Genomic DNA, 20717 nt, shown 5'->3' on the forward strand with positions numbered 1-20717 from the left:
GAGAACGATCTACTTTATTTCAAGCTTGCAAAAGCCAAGTCAACAGGGGTAAAAAGGGCAAATGGCTGCCCGGAGAAGCGGCTCGAGTTCTTGACTAACGCACGGCGCCTGCAAGATGCCGTCAGCCGTTTTATCAGTGGCTTCCGAACCGAAGCTGCGCAGCGGAGGACTGCACCGCTAAGCGCAGGTTATTTCCCCTGCGTTAATCGCCTTATGCTTTATCGATTTACAGTGTGAAATCATCTCTAAGGAGGCAATACGCGCTGCGAAGCCGATCAATCGGCTTTGGGCCATTCAGACATCATAGAGCTTGACGGCATGTGCAGGAAATCGACGGTTATCAGGGGCGGCTCCGTCTGCTTCACCTATACATAGACGGGCGCACAGGAGGAGGAGCAGGGAAGATGAATGTATTTAAACAGCTAAGGGAGTATTACTGGTCGGAACGAAGGTTTTTTGTCATTTCGATGCTCTGTTTGATTACGGTTACAGGCTTGGGGCTCGTGTACCCGAATCTGTTCCGGTATCTGATCGACAGCGTGATCGCAAACGGCCGCTATGAGGAAGTGCCGCTGCTGGCTGCCGCCGTCTTTGGCGTCATGGCTTTGAAGGCCACTTTCCAATTCCTGCACGGGGCGTTCAGCGCCAGATTGGGCAATCAGACCGCCTTTAATTTGCGGGAAGCGCTGTATCGCAAGCTGCAGTTTCTGTCATTCCAGTACTACGATAAGGCCAGGACGGGGGACCTGATGTCCAGGCTTACCGCAGACTTGCAGGCTGTGCGGGATTTTATCGGCTTTGGGTTTGTCCAGATCATCAACGTGTTCATGATGTTTACTTTCGGCATGATCATGATGATGTCGATCAACTGGCAGCTTACGCTCATTACGCTGGCTACGATGCCGTTTCTCGTGTTCACGGCTGTCCGCTTTGAAGGACGCATCCACCCGGCTTTCCGGCTGATCCGGAAATCGATGAGCAGCATGACGACAACGGTGCAGGAAAACATTACGGGAGTGCGCACTGTCAAATCATTCGCTCGCGAGCCCCACGAGATCGAGAAGTTCGCGGAGCGCAATACGGACTACAAGGATAACAACGTCGTCACTTCAGGCATATGGGCCAAGTTTTTCCCGCTGATGGAGCTGTTCGCCAATCTCAGCATCGTGCTGCTGCTCGGAGCGGGCGGCTGGATGGCGATTCAGGACAAAATTACATTGGGCGAGCTGGTCGCGTTCTACAGCCTGATCGGCTATATTATTCAGCCCATGTGGGGCATCGGCTTCCATATCAATAACTTTACCCAGTCGAAAGCGGCAGGCGAACGGCTGCTGGAGATTCTGCATCAATATGTGCATGTGAAAAACAAAGAAAATGCGCGCGTATTGACTCCGGATACCGTCCAAGGGCATATCCGCTTTGAAGGCGTGACATTCGCTTACGGCGAATCGCAAAAACCGGCCGTCGAGGATTTCAATCTCGATGCCCCTCCAGGCTCCGTAATCGGTCTGCTCGGCGGAACGGGCTCAGGCAAGTCAACCGTTATTCAGCTGCTGTTCCGCGCTTATCAGGCCAAGGAGGGACGCATCTTGCTAGATGGACAGGACATCCGCGATATTACGCTGGAAAGCTTGCGAAGCCAGATGGCCGTCGTGTTTCAGGAGACGTTTCTGTTCTCCTCCACGATCCGCAACAACATCGCTTATGGCGTAGGGGATGTGACCCAGGAGCAGATCGAGCAGGCGGCAAGGTTGTCGAAGGCGCATGACTTTATCATGGAGCTGCCGCTAGGTTACGACACAGTCGTGGGAGAGCGGGGACTGGGACTGTCCGGGGGACAAAAACAAAGGATCGCGATCGCCCGGGCACTGCTCCTGAATCCGAAGGTGCTTATACTAGATGACGCGACAAGCGCCGTCGATATGGAAACCGAGCACGAGATTCAGCAGGGCTTCCAGGAGGTTATGAAGAACAGAACGACGTTTATCATTGCCCACCGGATTTCTTCGCTCAAGCATGCGGATGAAATTATCGTGCTGGATCACGGAAAAGTCGTGCAGAGAGGAACTCACGAGCAGCTCATGCAAGTGCCCGGCCCTTACCTCGACACCTACAACATTCAGTTCTCCGATCAGCCTGTGCTGGCGGTGGATACGGAACCTGCCGCCATCGGCAAAACGTCTCCATCCGGCATGCCTGCGCAGCAGGAGGCAGAGGCTGAAGAACGGCAGGCTATGCGGGAATCCGCCGCCTCCAGCGCGTACACGAAACGGAGGGGACTGGCCACGTGAGCAGGACATCGACTACTAAAGGCAAATCGGCGGAAGCCGAAGAAAAAGTAAGTTCAAGATTTGTCTACCAGGACGACGAGGATATGGATAAAGGCTTTGACTGGGTTCAAGTAAAGCGGGTCGGGAAATATATGCGGCCGTATGCCAAGCAGATGGTGCCGATTATTCTGGTCATGATGGTGGTCGGCGCCATCACGAAGCTGCTCAATCCGATGCTGCTGGCATTCGCTATCGACCATGCGATCAAGGACAAAAACAGCGCGCAGCTCGGGTATGTCGTGCTCGGCATGCTGGGGCTGTACATCGTGCAATGGCTGGCCAATAATTACCGCATCCGCTACACGAATATGATCGGACAACGGGTGATCTACGACCTGCGCGACGATTTGTTCAGCCATATCCAGCAGCTGTCGTTCCGCTTCTTCGACAAGCGGCCGGCTGGCTCGATACTTGTTCGCATCGTGAACTACGTAAACTCGCTTCAAGACCTGCTGACCAACGGCGTAGTCAACCTGATGATCGACTGCGTGCAGCTGATCGGGATCATCGTTATTCTGCTGGTCTACAACTGGAAGCTGGGTCTCGCTATTATGGTGACGGTGCCGATTATGTTTCTCATCTCGACGAAGGTGCGCCTGAAAATTCGCCGCGCATGGCAGGTTGTCCAGCTGAAAACGTCGCGCATCAACTCCCACTTGAACGAATGCATTCAGGGGATCAAGGTGACTCAGGCTTATGCGCAAGAGAAGGCGAACATGGCTTATTTCGACGACATGAACAAGGACAACCATCGCGCCTGGAACAAGGCTTCGACCTTGAACCAATCGTTCAACCCGATTATCGAGGTGACGGGGGCGATCGGCTATTTTATCCTCTTCATCTTCGGCGCTTATCTAGTGATGAAGGGCGAGATTACGGTCGGGATTCTGGTTGCCTTCGGCGCGTACATCAGCCAGTTCTGGGAGCCGATCAACCGGCTCGGCCAGATGTATTCGCAGATGCTGATCGCCATGGCTTCCTCCGAGCGGATATTTGAATTCATCGACGAGCAGCCGAACGTGGCGGAGCGGCCCAATGCCCGCGATCTGCCGCCGATCCAGGGCAATATTGAGTTTCGGGGAATCGAGTTCGAATATGAGCCGGGCCGCCACGCGCTGAAGCGCATCGATCTTAGCGTCAAGGCCGGCTCCTCGATCGCTCTGGTCGGACATACGGGCTCCGGCAAAAGCACGATCATTAACTTGCTCTGCCGCTTCTATGACGTGACGGCAGGGAGCATCGAAGTCGACGGCCATGATATCCGGGATGTGACGCTGCACAGCTTGCGTTCCCAGATCGGCATCGTGCTGCAGGATACGTTTATTTTCTCGGGCACGATTCGCGACAATATACGCTTCGGACGTCTGGATGCGACCGACGAAGAAGTGGAGGCCGCGGCGAAAGCAGTCCGTGCGCATGATTTTATCGTCGATCTTCCGCTTGGCTACGATACCGAAGTTCAAGAGCGGGGCAATGTGCTGTCCATGGGACAACGGCAGCTGCTGTCGTTCGCCAGAGCGCTGCTGGCTGACCCGCAAGTGCTCATATTGGATGAGGCTACGGCCAGCATCGATACGGAGACGGAAGTCAAAATCCAGGAGGCGCTGCAAATTCTGCTGGCCGGGCGGACGTCATTCATTATCGCTCACCGGTTGTCCACGATTCGCCATGCCGACCAGATCGTTGTGCTGGATCACGGCGAAATCAAGGAGCAGGGCAGCCACGAAGAGCTGATTGCGAAGCAAGGCGTCTACTACGGATTGATTCAGGCGCAGTACCGTTTTCTTCAGGAAACAGGCTGAGGAAACCTGGACGCGAAGGCGGGCATAGCCCCCCGATTTGCCTTGGAATAAGGCGGTCGGGGGGTGTTTTTTGCGCGTTTTTGTCTTATTCGGGCGCAAGCGTCATATACATGAGGAGGGCGTCAGCAAGGGGGGAGTGGGCGTAAGGGGGGCCGAACACGAACAAGGGGGAGATAACGTTGAAAAACCCTTCAAGCAGGTGGAAGAAAACGTTAGGAACCATTCAGTGGGTCACGGCCTTTGCGGTCATTGCCGCCGTCGTGCTGTCGGGGCGCTGGTTCGTCAAAGCCCAAGCGGTAAGCCGGTTCGATGTCTTTCTGGACGATCAGCTGCTCGGGACGGTGAGCGATCCCGATGTCGTCAAACAATGGAAATCGGAGAAATACCGGGAGCTGGAGCGGGAATACGCGGAAGCCCGGGTTACATCCAATTTGGAAAAGCTTCACTTCGTACATACCCGCAATTCCGGCGCCGTCGATAATGAAGCGGTGCTGGCGCTGCTGAGCTCTCATATCGAGTATTATTTATTCGCCACGGAAATACGAATCGACGGGGGAACAATCGGCTACGTCAAAGATACGGGCACGGCTGCCGAGCTGCTGGAGCAGATCAAGGACGCTTATATAGCCGGGGATGTCGGCGTGTCTGCCGGCTTGGGCGCTAGGGTCCCGGGGAGCGGTAAACGCAAAGAAGTCCATGCGCTGGCTGCCGATAACAAGTCTCGCATGGAGAAAGATACGAGTACTGTGCGGACGGAAATTGCATTTGTGGAAGAGGTTCATCTGATCGAAACGACCGCCGGACCGGGTCAAGTCGAGTCCGCCTCCGCTATCCTGGAGCGGATCCGGGCAGGCAAGGAGCAGGCTCGGACCTATACGGTACAGGCCGGCGACTGCTTGTCCGTCATCGCCCAGAAGCATCAGATTTCGCTGGAGACGCTTCGCGCGAATAATCCGCAGCTCCGGGGGAATTTGATCCGGATCGGGGAGCAGCTGCATATCGCCCGCCAGCAGCCGCTGTTGTCGGTGAAGAGCACCGTGCTTAGAACCGAGCAGTCGAAGGTGCCGAGCGGCGTCGTATATGAGAAGGACGACAGTCTCAAAGCCGGCGTCATTCAAATCGTCGCTCAAGGCAAGCCCGGTCTGAAGCAGGTGACGATCCAATCGGTACATGTCAATGGCGAGCTTGCCGAAGAGCGGATTGTGGAGGAGGAGCTGCTGGAGACGCCCGTACAAACTGTGGTCAAGCAAGGCACTCGCAAAGCGCCCGGCGCCGGCACGGGCCAATTCGCCATGCCCGTGCTGCGCGGCGAAGTGACGAGCCAGTTCGGTTTGCGCTGGGGGAAAACGCATAAGGGCACTGATTTTGTATCCGAGCAGCGGAGCATCATGGCTTCGGACAGCGGCTCCGTCACGTTCGCCGGGTGGAAAAGCGGCTACGGAAACTGCATCATTATCGATCATAAGAACGGGTATGAGACATTATACGGCCACTTAAGCAAGATTGGGGTGAAGAAAGGCGATCCGGTCGCCAAAGGAGAAAAAATCGGGGTTATGGGCAGCACGGGGAACTCGACAGGGGTTCATCTGCATTTCGAGATTATCCAGGATGGCGCGCAGAAAAACCCGCTGAAGTTTTTAAGCTGACGGTATGGATTGCGATCATTCAAGCTTTAAAGTCAATATTTCCGCCAAGATTCGGTTGAACGCTTAGTTCCATGGCCTTAATTAAGGATTGTGCTTGTGTTGCTGCTGTGTGCTTGGTCATATTTAATACATGAATGCTTACCTGCTGCATTAAATTAGCCTGAGACATGTTCATTGAAAGTTGTGCGATATCCAAATGCTTTATCCTCCTCTTATGGTCAATGGTTCATATATCGGAAGAATAGGCTTGGTGTATGAGAGGAGGGGAATGAAAAATTTGCCGCGAGCCGTCTCTTATCGCTTATCCGGCTCATCGAGCCTGGCCACCGGTCAGGTTTATTGGCCGTTTTCGTAAAAAAAGCCCGGATTAGCTCCGCCTGAATTTGCAAATCAGGCGGCGAACCGCTACTCTAAAATGTAAGCGAATTTGCTGAAACAGAGGCAATATGACAGAGGGGGACGGAAGATGAGTTCTACGCGCTGGCTGTGGCGGACGGCCGGATTGAGCGCAGTCGTATCGACTGTGGTCTGTGCGGCAGGCTTCGCCTATGCCGTGAATCATATTATGTACCCGAAGCCGGGCTCTTTCGATGCCGGAGTGGCAATAAATGAGCCTCAAACTCCGACAAAACCGGAGTCAGGCAAGGGCCAGGCGGCTGACGCGGGCTGGGGGGCGAAGGAACAGATCCGGATTGTTGCCTGGGGGGACTCGCTGACGGCGGGGACGGGCGATCTTACGGGCAGAGGATATGTCCGGGGAGTCCGTGACAAGCTGGAAGCGCAGCTCGGCAAGCCCGTGTTTGTGTACAATAATTTTGCGATTCCCGGCTATCGGACAAGCGATCTGCTTGGGGATTGGGAGGCCAAGCCGGATATCGCCAAGTCAATGGCAGAGGCCGATCTGATCCTGCTGACGGCGGGCGGCAATGATTTATTTCTGAGCGGACAAGGTTTATTCGGTGCAAGCGGCAATCAGCCAGCGGCCAGCCCGGGCGCCGGGGGCGGAACGGCCCAGGGCGGGCAGGCGGCGCCCGATCAGACGCCGGCGCAGGCCGAGGCCCAGACTCCGGGAGGCATACAGTTTGGCGAGGGCTTTAATCCGCAGGCGGCCGCCGACCGCATTCCGGAAGCGGCCAAGCGGCTGGGCGAGCTGTTCGACAAGATCAGCCGGGCCAATCCGGATGCGCGCGTTCTGTATATCGGCTTGTATCACCCGTTTCTGGATATGGACCCGGACCGGGCAGGAGCGCCGATCGTCCAGCGCTGGAATACGGAAGCGTTCAACATCGCCAGCCGTTATCCGAACATAACGTTCGTGCCGACCTATGACTTGTTTGCGCTGCAGGGGACCCGATTTTTATACACGGATCATTTTCACCCGAACCAGCAGGGCTACGAACGGATAGCCGAGAGGATCACGGATATTTTGCAATAAGGAATGCGGAGGGAGAAGGCGGCATGAAGCAGGCGGCACGCAAGGGCAGAGACGCCGATATCGTCTTGTCGGTGGAAGGCGTGAAGAAGAGAATCGGGAAGCGGCTGATCATTAAAGGCATTTCATTCGATGTGCGCGCAGGGGAAATTTTCGGCTTCCTGGGCCCCAACGGCTCGGGCAAGACGACGACGATCCGGATGCTCGTCGGTCTTATCGCTCCGACGGAGGGTATGATTCATATATGCGGCTACAATGTGTTCAAGCAGCATGAGGAAGCGCTTCAGTACGTCGGCTGCATCGTCGAGAATCCGGAGCTGTATCCGTACTTGACCGGATGGGAAAACCTGGAGCAATTCGCCAGAATGCTGCCTGGCGTAGGCGAACGCCGCATCCGCGAGGTGGTCGATATCGTCGGGATGGATGCGCGCATTCATGACCGTGTCAAGACCTATTCGCTGGGCATGCGGCAGCGGCTGGGCATCGCGCAGGCGCTGTTAAACGATCCGAAGCTGCTTATTTTGGACGAGCCGACGAACGGGCTGGACCCGCAGGGGATCAAGGAGCTGCGGGATTTCATCCGCCGGCTGTCGGAGACCGGGCTCAGTCTGTTCGTCTCCAGCCATCTGCTGAGCGAGATTCAGCAGCTGTGCGACCGGGTGGCGATCATCAGCCGCGGCGAAGTGATTCAGGTCGGCGAGGTCGATGCGCTTGTCGACTCGGGGCATGCCACGGTCGTGTGGACTGTCAGTCCGCCGGATCTGGCTTGGCAGGTGCTGAAGTCGTCGGAGCATGCTCAGGGGCAGGAGCCTGCCTGGGACCGGGCGGCGGAGGAAGGGACCGCAAGCGGCGCGGCGCGTATTGTCATGCAGCTCGCGGATTCGGTGATCCCGCTGCTGTCCCGGCGGCTGATCGAGGCCGGGGTGGAGCTGCATGGCATCGAACGGCGGAATCCGACGCTTGAGGATTTATTTTTGCAGCTGACGGAGGGCGAACGCATTGGCTAGCTTGTACAACCTTGTTATGAACGAAAGCATCAAGATGGTCAAGAAAAAGCGGCTGCTTGTCGTCCTGCTTATTCTCGCGGCGATCATCCCGATGTTCACATACGCGCAGATGAAAGTGTCCCAAAATACGCTGAAGCAATTCGGCACAACGGACTGGAGAGCGGAGCAGCGCCAGAAAATCACGGACTTCACCCGAAGACTGAGCAGCGCCCGGCTGCCCGACGAATGGAAGCAGCGGGTGCAGGTTGAGGTCAAGATCGCGCAATATTATCTGGATAAAGATGTGAATCCCGCATCGCCGAACGGGGTAACCTTTACAGTAGAATTCGTGGAGAACGCGGTCGGCTTGTTTATTCCGCTGATGGTGATGGTCATTGCCGCGGATATCGTATCGGGGGAGCATACGGGCGGCACCATCAAGCTGCTGCTGACCAGACCTGTTCCGAGGCGAAGGGTGCTGCTCAGCAAGCTGATCTGCCTGGTGCTGTTTACGTCGGTTGTCGTGGTCGCTACGGCGGTGCTTAGCTATCTCATCTCGGGCCTTTTCTTCGGCTACGGCGGATGGGATATGCCGAGGCTGCTTGGTTTCTCGGTCTCCGGCACCGATGTCGATTTCTCCCGTGTGCATGTCGTGCAGCAGTGGTTTTATCTGCTTCTGGAGCTGGGGCTTGTCTGGTTCGCGGCCGTGTCGGTGGCGCTGATGACTTTGATGGTATCGGTGCTCGTGCGCTCGACGGCGGCGGGGATGGGGATCATGCTGGCCCTGCTTATTTCGGGGACGATTCTGACAAATATGGTATCTTCGTGGGAGACAGCCAAGTACTTTTTTATGGTGAATTTGAATCTGACCACCTATTTATCGGGGGGGCTTCCTCCCATTCAAGGCATGGATCTTCCGTTCTCGTTGACCGTCTTAAGCATCTGGGTCCTGCTGTCGGTCTTCGTATCTTTTGCCGTATTTACGAAAAAAGATGTGTTGAACTAATCCGTTCAAATGATATAATGCTTCATAGTTGAATGGTTGACTTAACAGGTTTTAGGAGGCTTTCGATGACGGATCAACTCGATTTGATTGAAAATACACAGACAAAGGCGGCTGCCGACTACGGGGCGGACGATATTCAGGTGCTCGAAGGGCTCGTTGCGGTCCGCAAGCGTCCGGGGATGTATATCGGCAGCACCAGCTCATCGGGCTTGCATCACCTGGTCTGGGAAATCGTAGATAATGCGGTGGACGAGCATCTTGCCAAGCACTGCTCCCAAATCGACGTGACGATTCACAAGGACCAGTCCGTAACGGTGCAGGACAATGGCCGCGGCATACCGACGGGCATGCACAAGACGGGAGTTCCGACGCCGCAGGTCGTCTTTACAATGCTGCATGCGGGGGGCAAGTTCGGCGGCGGAGGATACAAGAAGTCCGGCGGTCTTCACGGCGTCGGGGCTTCGGTGACCAATGCGCTGTCCGAGTGGCTTGAGGTTGAAATTTACCGTGACGGCAAGGTGCATCGCCAGCGGTTCGAATATTGGGTGGACGAAGCGGGCAAGGAGCATGTCGGCGAGCCGGTAACAGGACTGGAGATTATCGGAAACACCCGCAAAACGGGCTCCAAGATCACGTTCAAGCCGGATAAACGCGTATTTCAAGGCGGGACGACGATCAGCTACGATACGCTGGCGGAGAGGCTGCAGGAGATCGCCTTTCTGAACTCCGGGCTGAAGGTCGTCCTGACCGATCAGCGCAGCGACAAGGAAGAAGTGTTCCAGTATGAAGGCGGCGCCAGTCAGTTCGTGCAATTTCTGAACGAAGAAAAGGGCGTGCTGCATGACGTCATTCATTTCGCTGCGGAGAAGGACGACATCGAGGTCGAGATTGCTCTGCAGTATAATGACGGCTATACGGAGACGATCGTATCGTTCGTCAACTCGATCCCGACCCGCGGCGGCGGTACGCACGAGACCGGCTTCAAGACGGCTTACACCCGGGCGATGAACGAATATGCCCGCAAGATGGGACTGCTGAAGGAGAAGGAAAAAAATCTGGACGGCCAGGACCTGCGCGAAGGGCTGATGGCGGTCATCAATATCAAGATGGGCGAGGTCGAATTCGTCGGCCAGACGAAGGATCAGCTCGGCAGCGCCTCGGCGCGAAGCGCAGTGGATTCGATCGTCGCGGACAAAATGTCCGTCTTTCTGGAAGAAAACCCGCAGACGGCCCAGATGGTGATGAAGAAGGCCATTCAGTCGGCCAAAGCGCGCGAAGCTGCCCGCAAGGCGCGTGAAGAAGTACGCAGCGGCAAGAAGGGCAAAAGCGAGAGCTCGAATCTCGGCGGCAAGCTGACGCCGGCGCAATCGAAGGACGCCAGCCGCAACGAGCTGTTTATCGTCGAAGGGGATTCGGCCGGAGGCTCGGCCAAGCAGGGACGCGATTCCAAGCATCAGGCGATCCTGCCGCTGAAGGGCAAGCCGATGAACCCGGAGAAAGCCAAGCTGCTCGATATTATGAAAAACGACGAATACAAGGCAATCATCTCGGCGATCGGAGCGGGAGTGGGGCCGGAGTTCGAGGTGTCGGAGAGCAATTATGCCAAAATTATTATTATGACCGATGCCGATACGGATGGCGCTCATATTCAGGTGCTGCTGCTGACGTTCTTCTACAGGTACATGAAGCCGCTAATCGACTCGGGCCGGATCTATATCGCCCAGCCGCCGCTGTTCAAAGTGACCAAGAAGTCGGGCAAGGCGAGCACGGTGAATTATGCATGGACCGACGAGCAGCTGGCCGAGCTGACGAAGAAGCTGGGCAAAAATCTGGAGCTGCAGCGGTATAAAGGACTCGGCGAAATGAATCCGGATCAGCTGTGGGAGACGACGATGGACCCGGCTACGCGCACGCTGCTGCAGGTGCAGATCGAGGATGCGGCCAAGGCAGAGCGCCGGGTATCGACGCTGATGGGCGACAAGGTCGATCCGCGCAAGCGCTGGATTATCGAAAATGTTGACTTTACGGAATATGAAGAATAACGGAGGGCCATAAGTGAGCATACTTGAAAACTTTTTGCCGGCCTTTCTGGAAGAGGTTGTGGGCGACCGTTTTGGCCGGTATTCCAAATATATTATTCAAGACCGCGCCATTCCCGATGTGCGCGACGGATTGAAGCCTGTGCAGCGGCGTATTTTGTACGCGATGTACGATGCAGGCAATACGCCGGACAAGCCGTACCGCAAGTCGGCGAAAACGGTCGGCGATGTGATGGGCAACTATCATCCGCATGGCGATTCTTCTATCTATGAAGGCATGGTGCGGATGGCGCAGCCCTGGAAGATGGGACATGTGCTGGTGGACGGGCACGGCAACTGGGGTTCGATGGACGATGACCCGGCTGCGGCCATGCGGTATACGGAAGCGCGCTTGTCCGAGATCGCCTTGGAGCTGCTGCGCGACATCGAGAAGCGGACGGTCCAGTTCAAGGACAACTTCGACAATACGACCAAGGAGCCCGTCGTGCTGCCGGCCCGCTTCCCGAATCTGCTTGTGAACGGCGTAAGCGGAATTTCTTCAGGCTTCGCGACGGAGATTCCGCCGCATAACCTGCGTGAGGTCATCGATGCCTGCATCGCGCTGATCGACCGTCCTGACAGCCCGCTTGAAGAGATTATGACGGTCGTCAAAGGTCCTGATTTCCCGACGGGCGGCATTATTATGGGCTCGGAAGGGATACGCGACGCGTACCGGACAGGCCGGGGGCGGATTTACCTGCGCTCCAGAACTGCCATCGAAGATATGCGCGGAGGCCGGCAGCAGATCGTCATTACGGAAATTCCGTATCAGGTCGTGAAATCCCGTCTGGTTACGGCGATGGAGAACATCCGGCTGGAGAAGAAGATCGAAGGAATTGCCGAGGTTCGCGATGAGAGCGGTCGGGAAGGACTGCGGATCGTCGTCGAATTGAAGAAGGAAGCGGATGCCCAAGGCGTGCTCGCTTACTTGTTCAAGAAGACGGACCTTCAGGTAGCCTATAACTTCAATATGGTCGCCATCGTCAACAAGACGCCCAAGCAGCTCGGCTTGCTCGATATGCTGCATGCCTATATCGCGCATCAGAAGGAAGTTGTCACTTTCCGTTCGCGGTACGAGCTGGAGAAAGCGGAGGACCGCGCCCACGTGCTCGAGGGACTGGTCAAGGCGCTTAATATTTTGGACGAGGTTATCGCCGCCATCAAGGCGTCGAAGAACAGACAGGACGCCCAGAACAACCTCGTGGCCAAGTTCGGGTTCACCGAGCGGCAGGCCGACGCGATTTTGACGCTCCAGCTCTACAGGCTCACGAATCTGGAGATTCATTCGCTGGAGAAAGATCTGAAGGATGTGCAGAAGAATATCGCTTATCTGCGCGGCATTCTGGGCAGCGAAAAGAAGCTGCTGGCGGTCATCAAGGAAGAGATCTCGCAGCTCCGGGATAAATACGCCATCGCCCGCCGCTCCGGCATCCAGGACGAGGTGGAGGAGCTGAAGGTTAACCTTCAGGTGATGGTGACGGCGGAGGATGTGTTCGTCACGCTGTCGAACGAAGGCTATATCAAGCGTACAGGCAAGCTCTCCTTCATTCGCTCAGGCGGGGAAATCGACAAGACCGGTCTGAAGGAAGGCGACTACCTGCGGTATTTGCTGGATGTGAACACGCTGGAGAATCTGCTGATCTTCACGCAGAAGGGACAATATTTCCTGCTGCCGGTCCATCAAATTCCGGAGTACAAGTGGAAGGACAACGGAACGGCTATCGTCAATGTCATCCCGATTCCGAAGGACGACCGGATTGTCAATGTCATTCCGCTGAAGGATTTCGATGACCCGGGCAAATCGCTTCTCTTCGTCACCCGCAAGGGGCAGGTGAAGCGGACGGATCTGAAGGAATATGCGACCAACCGCTCAAGCGGTATCGTCGCCTGCAAGGTAGGCGAACAGGACGCGGTTATGCAGGTGCTGCTCAGCTCCGGCCAGTCGGATATTCTTCTCGTCAGCAAACAGGCGATGGCCATCCGCTTTAAGGAAGAGGAGGTCAACGCTATGGGCAGAGTCGCCGCGGGCGTTCGCGGCATGACGTTGAAGGAGGATGACGAGATTGTATCCGCCGAGCTGATCGAAGGCTACGAAGGGGAAGTGGTCGTTGTTACGGATCTGGGCTATGCCAAACGCTCGCTCGTTGCGGATTACCAGCTTCAGGGACGCGGAGGCAAGGGCATCATCACCTTCGAGTTCAAGGAGGGCAAGGGCGTCAAGCCGAACGGCTCGGAGCTGCGCGGCGCTTTCACCGTAAAGGACCCCTTCGATGTGATCGTTATTCTCAAGAACGGCGAGAAGGCGAGTTTTTCGACGGAGCTCGCGCCGCTGGAGGACCGCAAATCCAAGGGTAAGGCGCTTGTGCCTGCGGCCGGCAAAACCAATGGCGTCGTTGATTTGTTGAAGCTTACTTAATTGTTAATCATAGCTGGAGTAGGGCGGCTCCTGCCGCTCGAGCAGCTCCAGCATCATCTCCAGTACGGCCCATACCGGCATCGGTTCGTCCAGGCGATCGAGCAAGTAGGGGTCTTTGATGATGCCTTTTTGCAAAGCCCGCTCCCCGATTTTTTGCTTCCAGTCCTCCACGTCACCCACTCCTTTACACGGATTGACAAGCTGCGCCGTTAGGCGAATATCCTGTCTGCAATATATGTTGAAGCCCGTCAAAAGGTACCTCATTTTATCGTTTGATGTCTTAAAATATTTATGTCATTAACCTTTAAAAGGAGCGAGAGGAATGTTATAATTAGGGAAACAAAGGATGCTCGGGAGGATGACTATGGTAACTCAAGATTTTGCCAAGCTGTGGTGGAAGTTGTCCAAGGATCTGCGCACGCATATGGAAACAGAGCTTTCCCCGGGGCTGACGGAAGGTCAGCTGACTGTGCTGGAGCTGCTCATGTACTCCGGCGCGCCCAAGATGAAGCCCTCTGATTTCATCGAATATTTGACGACTACGCCCGCAGCGATTACGACTTTACTGGATCGGATGGAGAAAAACGGTCTGATCGAGCGGGAGCGCGACGCGAAGGACCGGCGCATCGTCTGGGTGCGGGTCACCGAGAGGGGAAGAGCGGAGTGCGCGCGAGGGATGGATATACGGGAGCAGTTTCTGCAGCAGTACTTGGGTCGGATCTCCTCCCATAACCAGCAGCTGCTCGTCTATTTGCTCGGCAAAGTTGCCAACGCTTGAGCGGCGCCGACTAGCGCCGCGCTGTCATACGTAACTTAAACAGCCTGAGGCCGCATTGGCTTCAGGCTGTTATTTTTAGAAAGTGCTGCCGACATACGCTACGTAATGGCCGTTCCCCAGAGCAGCCATGGGTAGGCTGCGGGGGGCCGGGATTGAAAGCGAAGCTGCTCCTTGCCGACCGGATGCTCGAAGCTGAGCGAGGTAGACCAAAGCGCGATCTGCTGCCCGGGCACGGCCCGGCTGCCCCCGTAGCGCTGGTCGCCGACGAGCGGACAGCCGATCGCCGCGAACTGGACGCGAATCTGATGCGGCCGGCCGGTATGCAGCTCGATCTCGACGAGCGACATTCCTTCCTGCGCGGACAGCACCCGATAGTCCAAGATCGCTTCCTTGGCGCCGGTCCGATCGGCAGGTACGACGGCTACCATGTTCGTGCGCGTGTCCTTCAGTAGATGATGCCTCAGCGTGCCGGTTGCGGCCGTCGGCTTCCCGTAGACAACGGCCTGATATTGCTTGCGGATGGCGCGCGTGCGGACGGCGTCGGATAGCCGGGAGGCGGCCTTCGACGTCTTGGCGAACACCATGACGCCGCCGACCGGCCGGTCGAGCCGGTGGACGAGGCCGAGATACACATTGCCAGGCTTGCCGTGGCGATGCTTGAGGTCGGCCTTGATCAGCGTAAGCAGATCAAGGTCGCGCGACTCGTCCTCCTGGGTAGGGACATTAGGGGGCTTGACCACTACGATAATATGATTATCCTCGTACAGCACGGGTACAGCAGGGGCTCCGCCGCTCATCGCCTCAAGCCTCCCAGCGCCCCAGGATGCCGCAGGGCAGCGACAGACCTGACGCTGTGATCGGCAATCCGATCTCGCCGCAGGTAATCTGCCCGCCATAGGAGCGGCCAAGCGAGAGGGATAACACATTCTTGAGCACAGACGCGGAGATGCCGGTCGTATAGGAGTTGATCAGCATGAACAAAGGCTTGTCGGTCATGATGCTCATGCAGGATTCGACGAACGGATACAGGTTCGTCTCGAGCTTCCATGTCTCGCCGTTCGGTCCGCGGCCGTAGGAAGGCGGGTCCATAATGATCGCATCGTATTTACTGCCCCGGCGCATCTCCCGCTGGACGAACTTGAACACATCATCCGTTATGAACCGGACCGGCCGGTCAGCGAGCCCCGACAGCTGGAGGTTTTCCTTGGCCCAGGTGACGACGCCTTTGGAAGCATCCACATGGCAAACCTCGGCCCCGGCGTAAGCGCAGGCAACCGAGGCTCCGCCGGTGTAGGCGAATAAATTCAGGACGCGTATTTTGCGGCCTGCTCCCTGGATTTTATCCATCATCCACGCCCAGTTCACCGCTTGCTCCGGGAACAGGCCGGTATGCTTGAAGCTGGTCGGCTTAATATGGAATGACAGATCGCGGTATCCGATCGTCCATCTCTCCGGAAGCTGCTTCTTGTACTCCCACTGGCCGCCTCCGCTGGAGCTCCGGTGATAATGCGCATCCGCGCCCCGCCAATCGGCCGTTGTCCGGGCGATCGGCCAGATGATCTGGGGATCGGGCCGGCGCAGCACGATATCTCCCCAGCGCTCCAGCTTATCGCCATCTCCCGTATCGAGCAATTCGTAATCTTTCCAATCCGTTGCTTGAAACATGCGTTCAGTCCATCCTTCTGCTCTCTTAGTCGCCTGCGGCCGGCCAGTCGTAACTCCAGCCGCAGTCATTCTGTTTATTTTACATGAATTAAGCCGGCTAATCCACTCACGGCATTACGGGAGATCGATCTTTTCGATCAGGCCGGGCAGCTCTTTCTCGATAAACGCCGCGTACCGATCGCCCATCGCTTCGCCGAGCAAATTTTCTTTCTCGTCCTCAAAGCTTGATACGGTGCGCGCCTCCACACGGATAAGATGATACCCGTATTCCGTCTCCACCGGTTCGGAGATTTCGTTCAGCTTCAGCTCCATCGTAGCCTTCTTGAAGGGCTCGACCCAGCCGTTCACCGGAGCGTCTTCATACAGACCGCCGTCTTCCTTGGAGCCCGGGTCATCGGACTCCTGTTTGGCCAGCTCCGCGAAATCAGCTCCTTGGCGCAGCTTGTCAGCGAGCTGCTGCGCTTTGGCCTTGGCATCCGCCTTGGTGCGCGCCTTGCCTGAGGCATCCTCGAAACCGATCAGGATGTGGCGCACACTGGCACGATGATACTCTCCGGCGGCGGCCAGCTCTTCGTAACGCGACTTGAGCTGGGCATCGGTCACTGCGTTTGTCAACGCTTTGCGGACATAGGTCGTTTGCTCGGCAAAGCTGTGCAGATACTTTTCCGACAACCCGTACTGAGCCAGCTTGGAAGCGGCATCCGCACTGTCAGGCGCCGAGCGGGTAATTTCGGAGACGAGCAGGGCGAACTCTTTCTCCACGTCCGGCGCCAGAGCGGTTTTCTCCGCATCGCTCAGTTTGGCGGCCAGAACCCGGTAGCCGATCATCTCTTCGAGCAAATAGTGCTGATATTCGACATCCTCATCCGCCTGGCCAACCCCGTAGCTGAATGCCCGGTCCAGCGCCAGCCGGTTTTGCAGCTCCTGCATAATGATTTGCCCGCCCTTGTACAGGGCGACCGGATGGTTCATATCGATCCGCTTGCCGACCCAGATCGTGGAGGTCTCCTCGTCGAAGCCGACTTCCTTGCCAAGCGCTTCGCTGACAAAGCGGAGCGGGACATAGGTAGTTCCGTTGTGGATGAAGCCGGCGCCCTGTTCGGCGGACGGTTTCTTCTCGATGCCGTCGAACATGTATTTCAGCTCGCGGAAGTACACCTCGATTTGAGTTCCGCTCGCATAAGCGGCGGTCCCCGTCAGCATGGCCCCGAGCGAAAGTCCGAGCACCAGCCCTTTGAATTTATCCTTCATCAATGCAGTCATCCTCTCCCGGCTTGTCAGTCGTTCAGCCTAAGCATCACTACTTCCACACGGAGGGGCGAAAATCCTGCCATTATGCGGTTAAACAGGCTCTCGGCAAAATTCAATAAGTTTTTACAACAGCCGGAGAGGATTTTGCGTCGATCGTGTAGTATTTGTGTAATAGTGGCAGAATACTAAAAATAAAGGGGGATGTCAGCAAGTGATGAGTGTGATCCCCGGTCCCGAGGATTTGTATCTGTTTCATGAGGGCAACCTGCACCGGAGCTACCGGATGCTTGGCGCGCATCCTGCCGAAGAGGACGGCTTGCCAGGCGTGCGTTTCGCCGTCTGGGCCCCGCATGCGAAGGAAGTCCGCGTAGTAGGCGATTTCAATGAATGGAACGGCAGCCGCCATTCGCTGGTCAAGCGGAGCGTTTGGGGCGTCTGGTCCGTGTTTGTGCCCGGCGTTTGCACGGGCGAGTATTACAAGTATGAGATTCTTACCCAGGACGGTACCTTGGTCTATAAAGCCGATCCTTACGCATTCTGGTCCGAGCTGAAGCCGGGGACGGCTTCGCGGGTGTTTGACCTCTCGGGTTACTCCTGGTCGGATCAGGAGTGGAGAGAGCGGCAAGCGAAAAGCTCCGTTTACGAGTCTCCGCTCAATATCTATGAAGTCCATCTTGGTACCTGGAAGAAAAAGCAGGACGGCTCCTACTATTCGTATCGCGAACTGGCCGAGGAGCTTATTCCGTATGTCAAGGAGATGGGTTACACCCATCTGGAGCTGCTGCCGCTGGCCGAGCATCCTTATGACAGGTCCTGGGGCTACCAGGCTACGGGCTATTATTCCGTCACGAGCCGTTTCGGAACGCCGCATGACTTTATGTATTTCGTCGATTGCTGCCATCGTGCGGGTCTTGGGGTCATCATGGATTGGGTGCCCGGACATTTCGTGAAGGACGAGCACGGACTGCGGCAGTTCGACGGACGGGCCCTGTATGAGCATGCCGACCCCAACATGGCCGAGAAGCCCGAATGGGGGACTCTGGCTTTCGACTTCTCCAAGAAAGAGGTCATCAATTATTTAATTTCGAATGCTTTGTTCTGGATGGACGTTTATCATATCGACGGGCTGCGGGTTGACGCCGTGGCCAGCCTGTTATATTTGAATTTTGGCAAACCGCGTCATATGTGGGTGAAAAACGCTCATGGCGGCGAGGAGTATCTGGAGGCGATCGAGTTCATCAAGAAGCTGAACCAGACCGTGTTCGGCTATCATCCCGAGGCTCTGATGATGGCGGAGGACTCCAGCGCATGGCCGCTCGTCACCGCTCCGGTGCATGAGGGGGGGCTGGGCTTCAACTACAAGTGGAATATGGGCTGGATGAACGATATGCTGAAATATATGGAAACCGACCCGTACTTCCGAAGCGGCAGCCACGGGCTGCTGACGTTCAGCTTCATGTACGCCTTCTCCGAAAACTATGTGCTGCCGCTCTCCCACGACGAGGTCGTACACGGGAAAAAGTCGCTGCTGAACAAAATGCCGGGCGATTACTGGCAGAAATTCGCCAATCTGCGGGCGCTTTACGGCTATATGCTGGGGCATCCCGGAAAAAAGCTGCTGTTCATGGGAGGAGAATTCGGTCAGTTTGACGAATGGAAAGACTTGGAGGATCTGGACTGGGAAATGCTCGGATACGACAGTCACCGCAGCATGCAGCGTTATGTCCGCGAGCTGAATCATCTTTATTTGCGGGAGCCGGCCTTATGGGAGCTGGATCATAGCCCCGAGGGCTTCGAGTGGATCGATCCGCATGATGCGGGCCAAAGCGTCGCCAGCTTCCTGCGCCGATCGCGCAACCCCGAGGATGTGCTTGTGATCGTAACGAATTTTACTCCGGTGTATTACGAGCATTACCGGGTCGGCGTCCCGTTCTCCGGCGAGTACGTGGAGCTGCTGAACGGCGATGCCGGCGAGTATGGGGGGTCCGGGAAGCTGAACGAGGGCAAGCTTAAGACGGAAGGACTGCCGTGGCATGAGCGCCCCGACAGTCTGCACGTATCGCTGCCGCCGCTCGCGACGGTCATCTTCAAACCGATCCGGATCGCGCAACCAAAGGCAACCAAAGCGAAGCGAGGAAGGGGCAAAGCCGATGCGTAAAAAAGAGTGCGTCGCCATGCTGCTGGCAGGAGGCGAAGGAAGGCGTCTGGGCGTGCTGACCAAACAGCTCGCCAAGCCCGCCGTACATTTTGGCGGCAAATACCGGATCATCGACTTCACATTAAGCAATTGCACCAACTCGGGGATCGATACGGTCGGCGTGCTGACCCAATATCAGCCGCTCGTGCTGAATACGTATATCGGCATCGGCACACCGTGGGATCTGGACCGCAAGCATGGCGGCGTCACCGTGCTCCCCCCTTACATGGAACAAAGCGGAGGGGATTGGTACAAGGGCACGGCCAACGCGATCTACCGCAATATTCCGTTCGTCGACCAGTATGACCCGGAGTATGTGCTGGTCATTTCCGGCGATCATATCTACAAAATGGACTATGACCGGATGCTTGATTTCCATAAGAAAAACGGCGCCGACGCTTCCATCGCCGTCATCGAGGTCAAGTGGGAGGAAGCAAGCCGTTTCGGCCTGATGAGCGTGGACGGCGAACGCCGCATTACCGAGTTTGCGGAAAAGCCCAAGGAGCCCAAAAGCAATTTGGCGTCGATGGGCATTTATATTTTCAACTGGAAGGCGCTTAAGGAGTACCTGATCAAGGATGAAGAAGATCCGGAGTCAAGCAAGGATTTCGGCAAGGACTTGATTCCCCGGATGCTGCGCGACGGACGCAAGATGTTCGCTTACCCGTTCGAGGGCTACTGGAAGGATGTCGGGACGATCCAGAGCCTGTGGGAAGCCAATATGGACCTGCTCGAAGACGAGCCGGAATTCGATCTGAACGACCGCGAGTGGCGCATGTATTCGGTCAATCCGTTCCAGCCCGGGCAATATATCGCGCCTACGGCTCAGGTGAAGCGTTCGCTCGTGAACGAAGGCTGCGCCGTCTTCGGAGAGGTGGAGCATTCGGTGCTGTTCTACGGCGTGCAGGTCGGGGAGGGCAGTATCGTGCGCGACTCAGTCATCATGCCTAATGTCAAAATAGGCAATCGCGTGACGATCCATAAAGCCATTATCGGCGACGGCACGGTTATCGAGGACGGCAGCGTCATCGGCAATCCGGACGGAGACGGTGATCAGGATATCGTTCTGATCGGCAGCAATGAGCACATCAGCTCGAACTATACGTCTTCGGTGAAAGGGTGAACCGCAT

At 56.4% G+C, this 20717-nt stretch carries 16 protein-coding genes; 11 read left to right on the plus strand and 5 right to left on the minus strand.

The genetic code is table 11. The features are described 5' to 3' along the window. The first annotated feature begins 404 nt into the window (after positions 1-404). The 3 genes from BLR08_RS04870 (at position 405) to BLR08_RS04880 (ending at position 5778) form a co-directional block, all read left to right on the plus strand. Entirely contained in the window at positions 405-2291 is a 1887-nt protein-coding gene (locus BLR08_RS04870; protein WP_072327618.1) for an ABC transporter ATP-binding protein, read from the plus strand. Next, positions 2288-4132, plus strand: a complete 1845-nt coding sequence (locus tag BLR08_RS04875) for an ABC transporter ATP-binding protein (protein WP_072327617.1) — start codon at positions 2288-2290, stop codon at positions 4130-4132. The genes BLR08_RS04870 and BLR08_RS04875 overlap by 4 nt, the downstream gene beginning before the upstream one ends. 179 nt (positions 4133-4311) lie before the next feature. Further along, complete coding sequence (locus BLR08_RS04880) at positions 4312-5778, plus strand: M23 family metallopeptidase (RefSeq protein ID WP_072327616.1); 1467 nt, start codon at positions 4312-4314, stop codon at positions 5776-5778. Positions 5779-5797: 19 nt separating this feature from the next. Here the strand turns inward: BLR08_RS04880 and BLR08_RS04885 are convergent, their stop codons facing one another. Continuing rightward, positions 5798-5974: a YjfB family protein gene (locus tag BLR08_RS04885; RefSeq protein WP_072327615.1), complete on the minus strand. Its 177-nt coding sequence runs from the start codon at positions 5972-5974 to the stop codon at positions 5798-5800. A 270-nt stretch (positions 5975-6244) separates the two neighbouring features. Here BLR08_RS04885 and BLR08_RS04890 point away from each other — a divergent pair, with 270 nt between their 5' ends. The 5 genes from BLR08_RS04890 to gyrA all read left to right on the plus strand — a co-directional run bounded on the left by BLR08_RS04890 (position 6245) and on the right by gyrA (position 13696). Further along, complete coding sequence (locus tag BLR08_RS04890) at positions 6245-7213, plus strand: GDSL-type esterase/lipase family protein (protein WP_083536590.1); 969 nt, start codon at positions 6245-6247, stop codon at positions 7211-7213. Positions 7214-7236: 23 nt separating this feature from the next. Next, complete coding sequence (locus BLR08_RS04895) at positions 7237-8217, plus strand: ABC transporter ATP-binding protein (RefSeq protein ID WP_072327614.1); 981 nt, start codon at positions 7237-7239, stop codon at positions 8215-8217. After that, entirely contained in the window at positions 8210-9202 is a 993-nt protein-coding gene (locus BLR08_RS04900; RefSeq protein WP_072327613.1) for an ABC transporter permease, read from the plus strand. The genes BLR08_RS04895 and BLR08_RS04900 overlap by 8 nt, the downstream gene beginning before the upstream one ends. A 65-nt stretch (positions 9203-9267) precedes the next feature. Then, entirely contained in the window at positions 9268-11244 is a 1977-nt protein-coding gene (parE, locus tag BLR08_RS04905) for a DNA topoisomerase IV subunit B (protein ID WP_072327612.1), read from the plus strand. A gap of 13 nt (positions 11245-11257) precedes the next feature. Continuing rightward, positions 11258-13696 carry a DNA gyrase subunit A gene (gene gyrA / locus BLR08_RS04910; RefSeq protein ID WP_072327611.1) on the plus strand — a complete coding sequence of 813 codons (2439 nt, stop codon included), beginning with the start codon at positions 11258-11260 and terminating at the stop codon, positions 13694-13696. A 3-nt stretch (positions 13697-13699) separates the two neighbouring features. On the opposite strand, the gene BLR08_RS30995 is transcribed toward gyrA, so the two are convergent. After that, positions 13700-13867, minus strand: coding sequence for a hypothetical protein (locus BLR08_RS30995; protein ID WP_176835413.1), 168 nt, complete (start codon positions 13865-13867; stop codon positions 13700-13702). A 193-nt stretch (positions 13868-14060) separates the two neighbouring features. Here BLR08_RS30995 and BLR08_RS04915 point away from each other — a divergent pair, with 193 nt between their 5' ends. Continuing rightward, positions 14061-14474: a MarR family winged helix-turn-helix transcriptional regulator gene (locus BLR08_RS04915; protein WP_072327610.1), complete on the plus strand. Its 414-nt coding sequence runs from the start codon at positions 14061-14063 to the stop codon at positions 14472-14474. A gap of 98 nt (positions 14475-14572) precedes the next feature. Here BLR08_RS04915 and BLR08_RS04920 read toward each other — a convergent pair whose 3' ends face one another. The 3 genes from BLR08_RS04920 to BLR08_RS04930 form a co-directional block, all read right to left on the minus strand. Next, positions 14573-15271, minus strand: a complete 699-nt coding sequence (locus BLR08_RS04920; RefSeq protein WP_072327609.1) for an RluA family pseudouridine synthase — start codon at positions 15269-15271, stop codon at positions 14573-14575. Positions 15272-15275: 4 nt separating this feature from the next. Continuing rightward, positions 15276-16139, minus strand: a complete 864-nt coding sequence (locus BLR08_RS04925) for a class I SAM-dependent methyltransferase (RefSeq protein WP_072327608.1) — start codon at positions 16137-16139, stop codon at positions 15276-15278. A 114-nt stretch (positions 16140-16253) separates the two neighbouring features. Continuing rightward, on the minus strand, positions 16254-17390 hold the full coding sequence (locus BLR08_RS04930) for a peptidylprolyl isomerase (protein WP_072327607.1): 1137 nt from the start codon (positions 17388-17390) through the stop codon (positions 16254-16256). Between the two features lie 214 nt (positions 17391-17604). Here BLR08_RS04930 and glgB point away from each other — a divergent pair, with 214 nt between their 5' ends. After that, complete coding sequence (gene glgB, locus BLR08_RS04935; RefSeq protein ID WP_176835440.1) at positions 17605-19548, plus strand: 1,4-alpha-glucan branching protein GlgB; 1944 nt, start codon at positions 17605-17607, stop codon at positions 19546-19548. Continuing rightward, positions 19541-20710: a glucose-1-phosphate adenylyltransferase gene (locus tag BLR08_RS04940; RefSeq protein ID WP_072327605.1), complete on the plus strand. Its 1170-nt coding sequence runs from the start codon at positions 19541-19543 to the stop codon at positions 20708-20710. Before glgB ends, BLR08_RS04940 begins: the two co-directional genes overlap by 8 nt. Positions 20711-20717: the final 7 nt, after the last annotated feature.

This window comes from Paenibacillus sp. cl123, assembly GCF_900101595.1.
Classification (GTDB): domain Bacteria; phylum Bacillota; class Bacilli; order Paenibacillales; family NBRC-103111; genus Paenibacillus_G.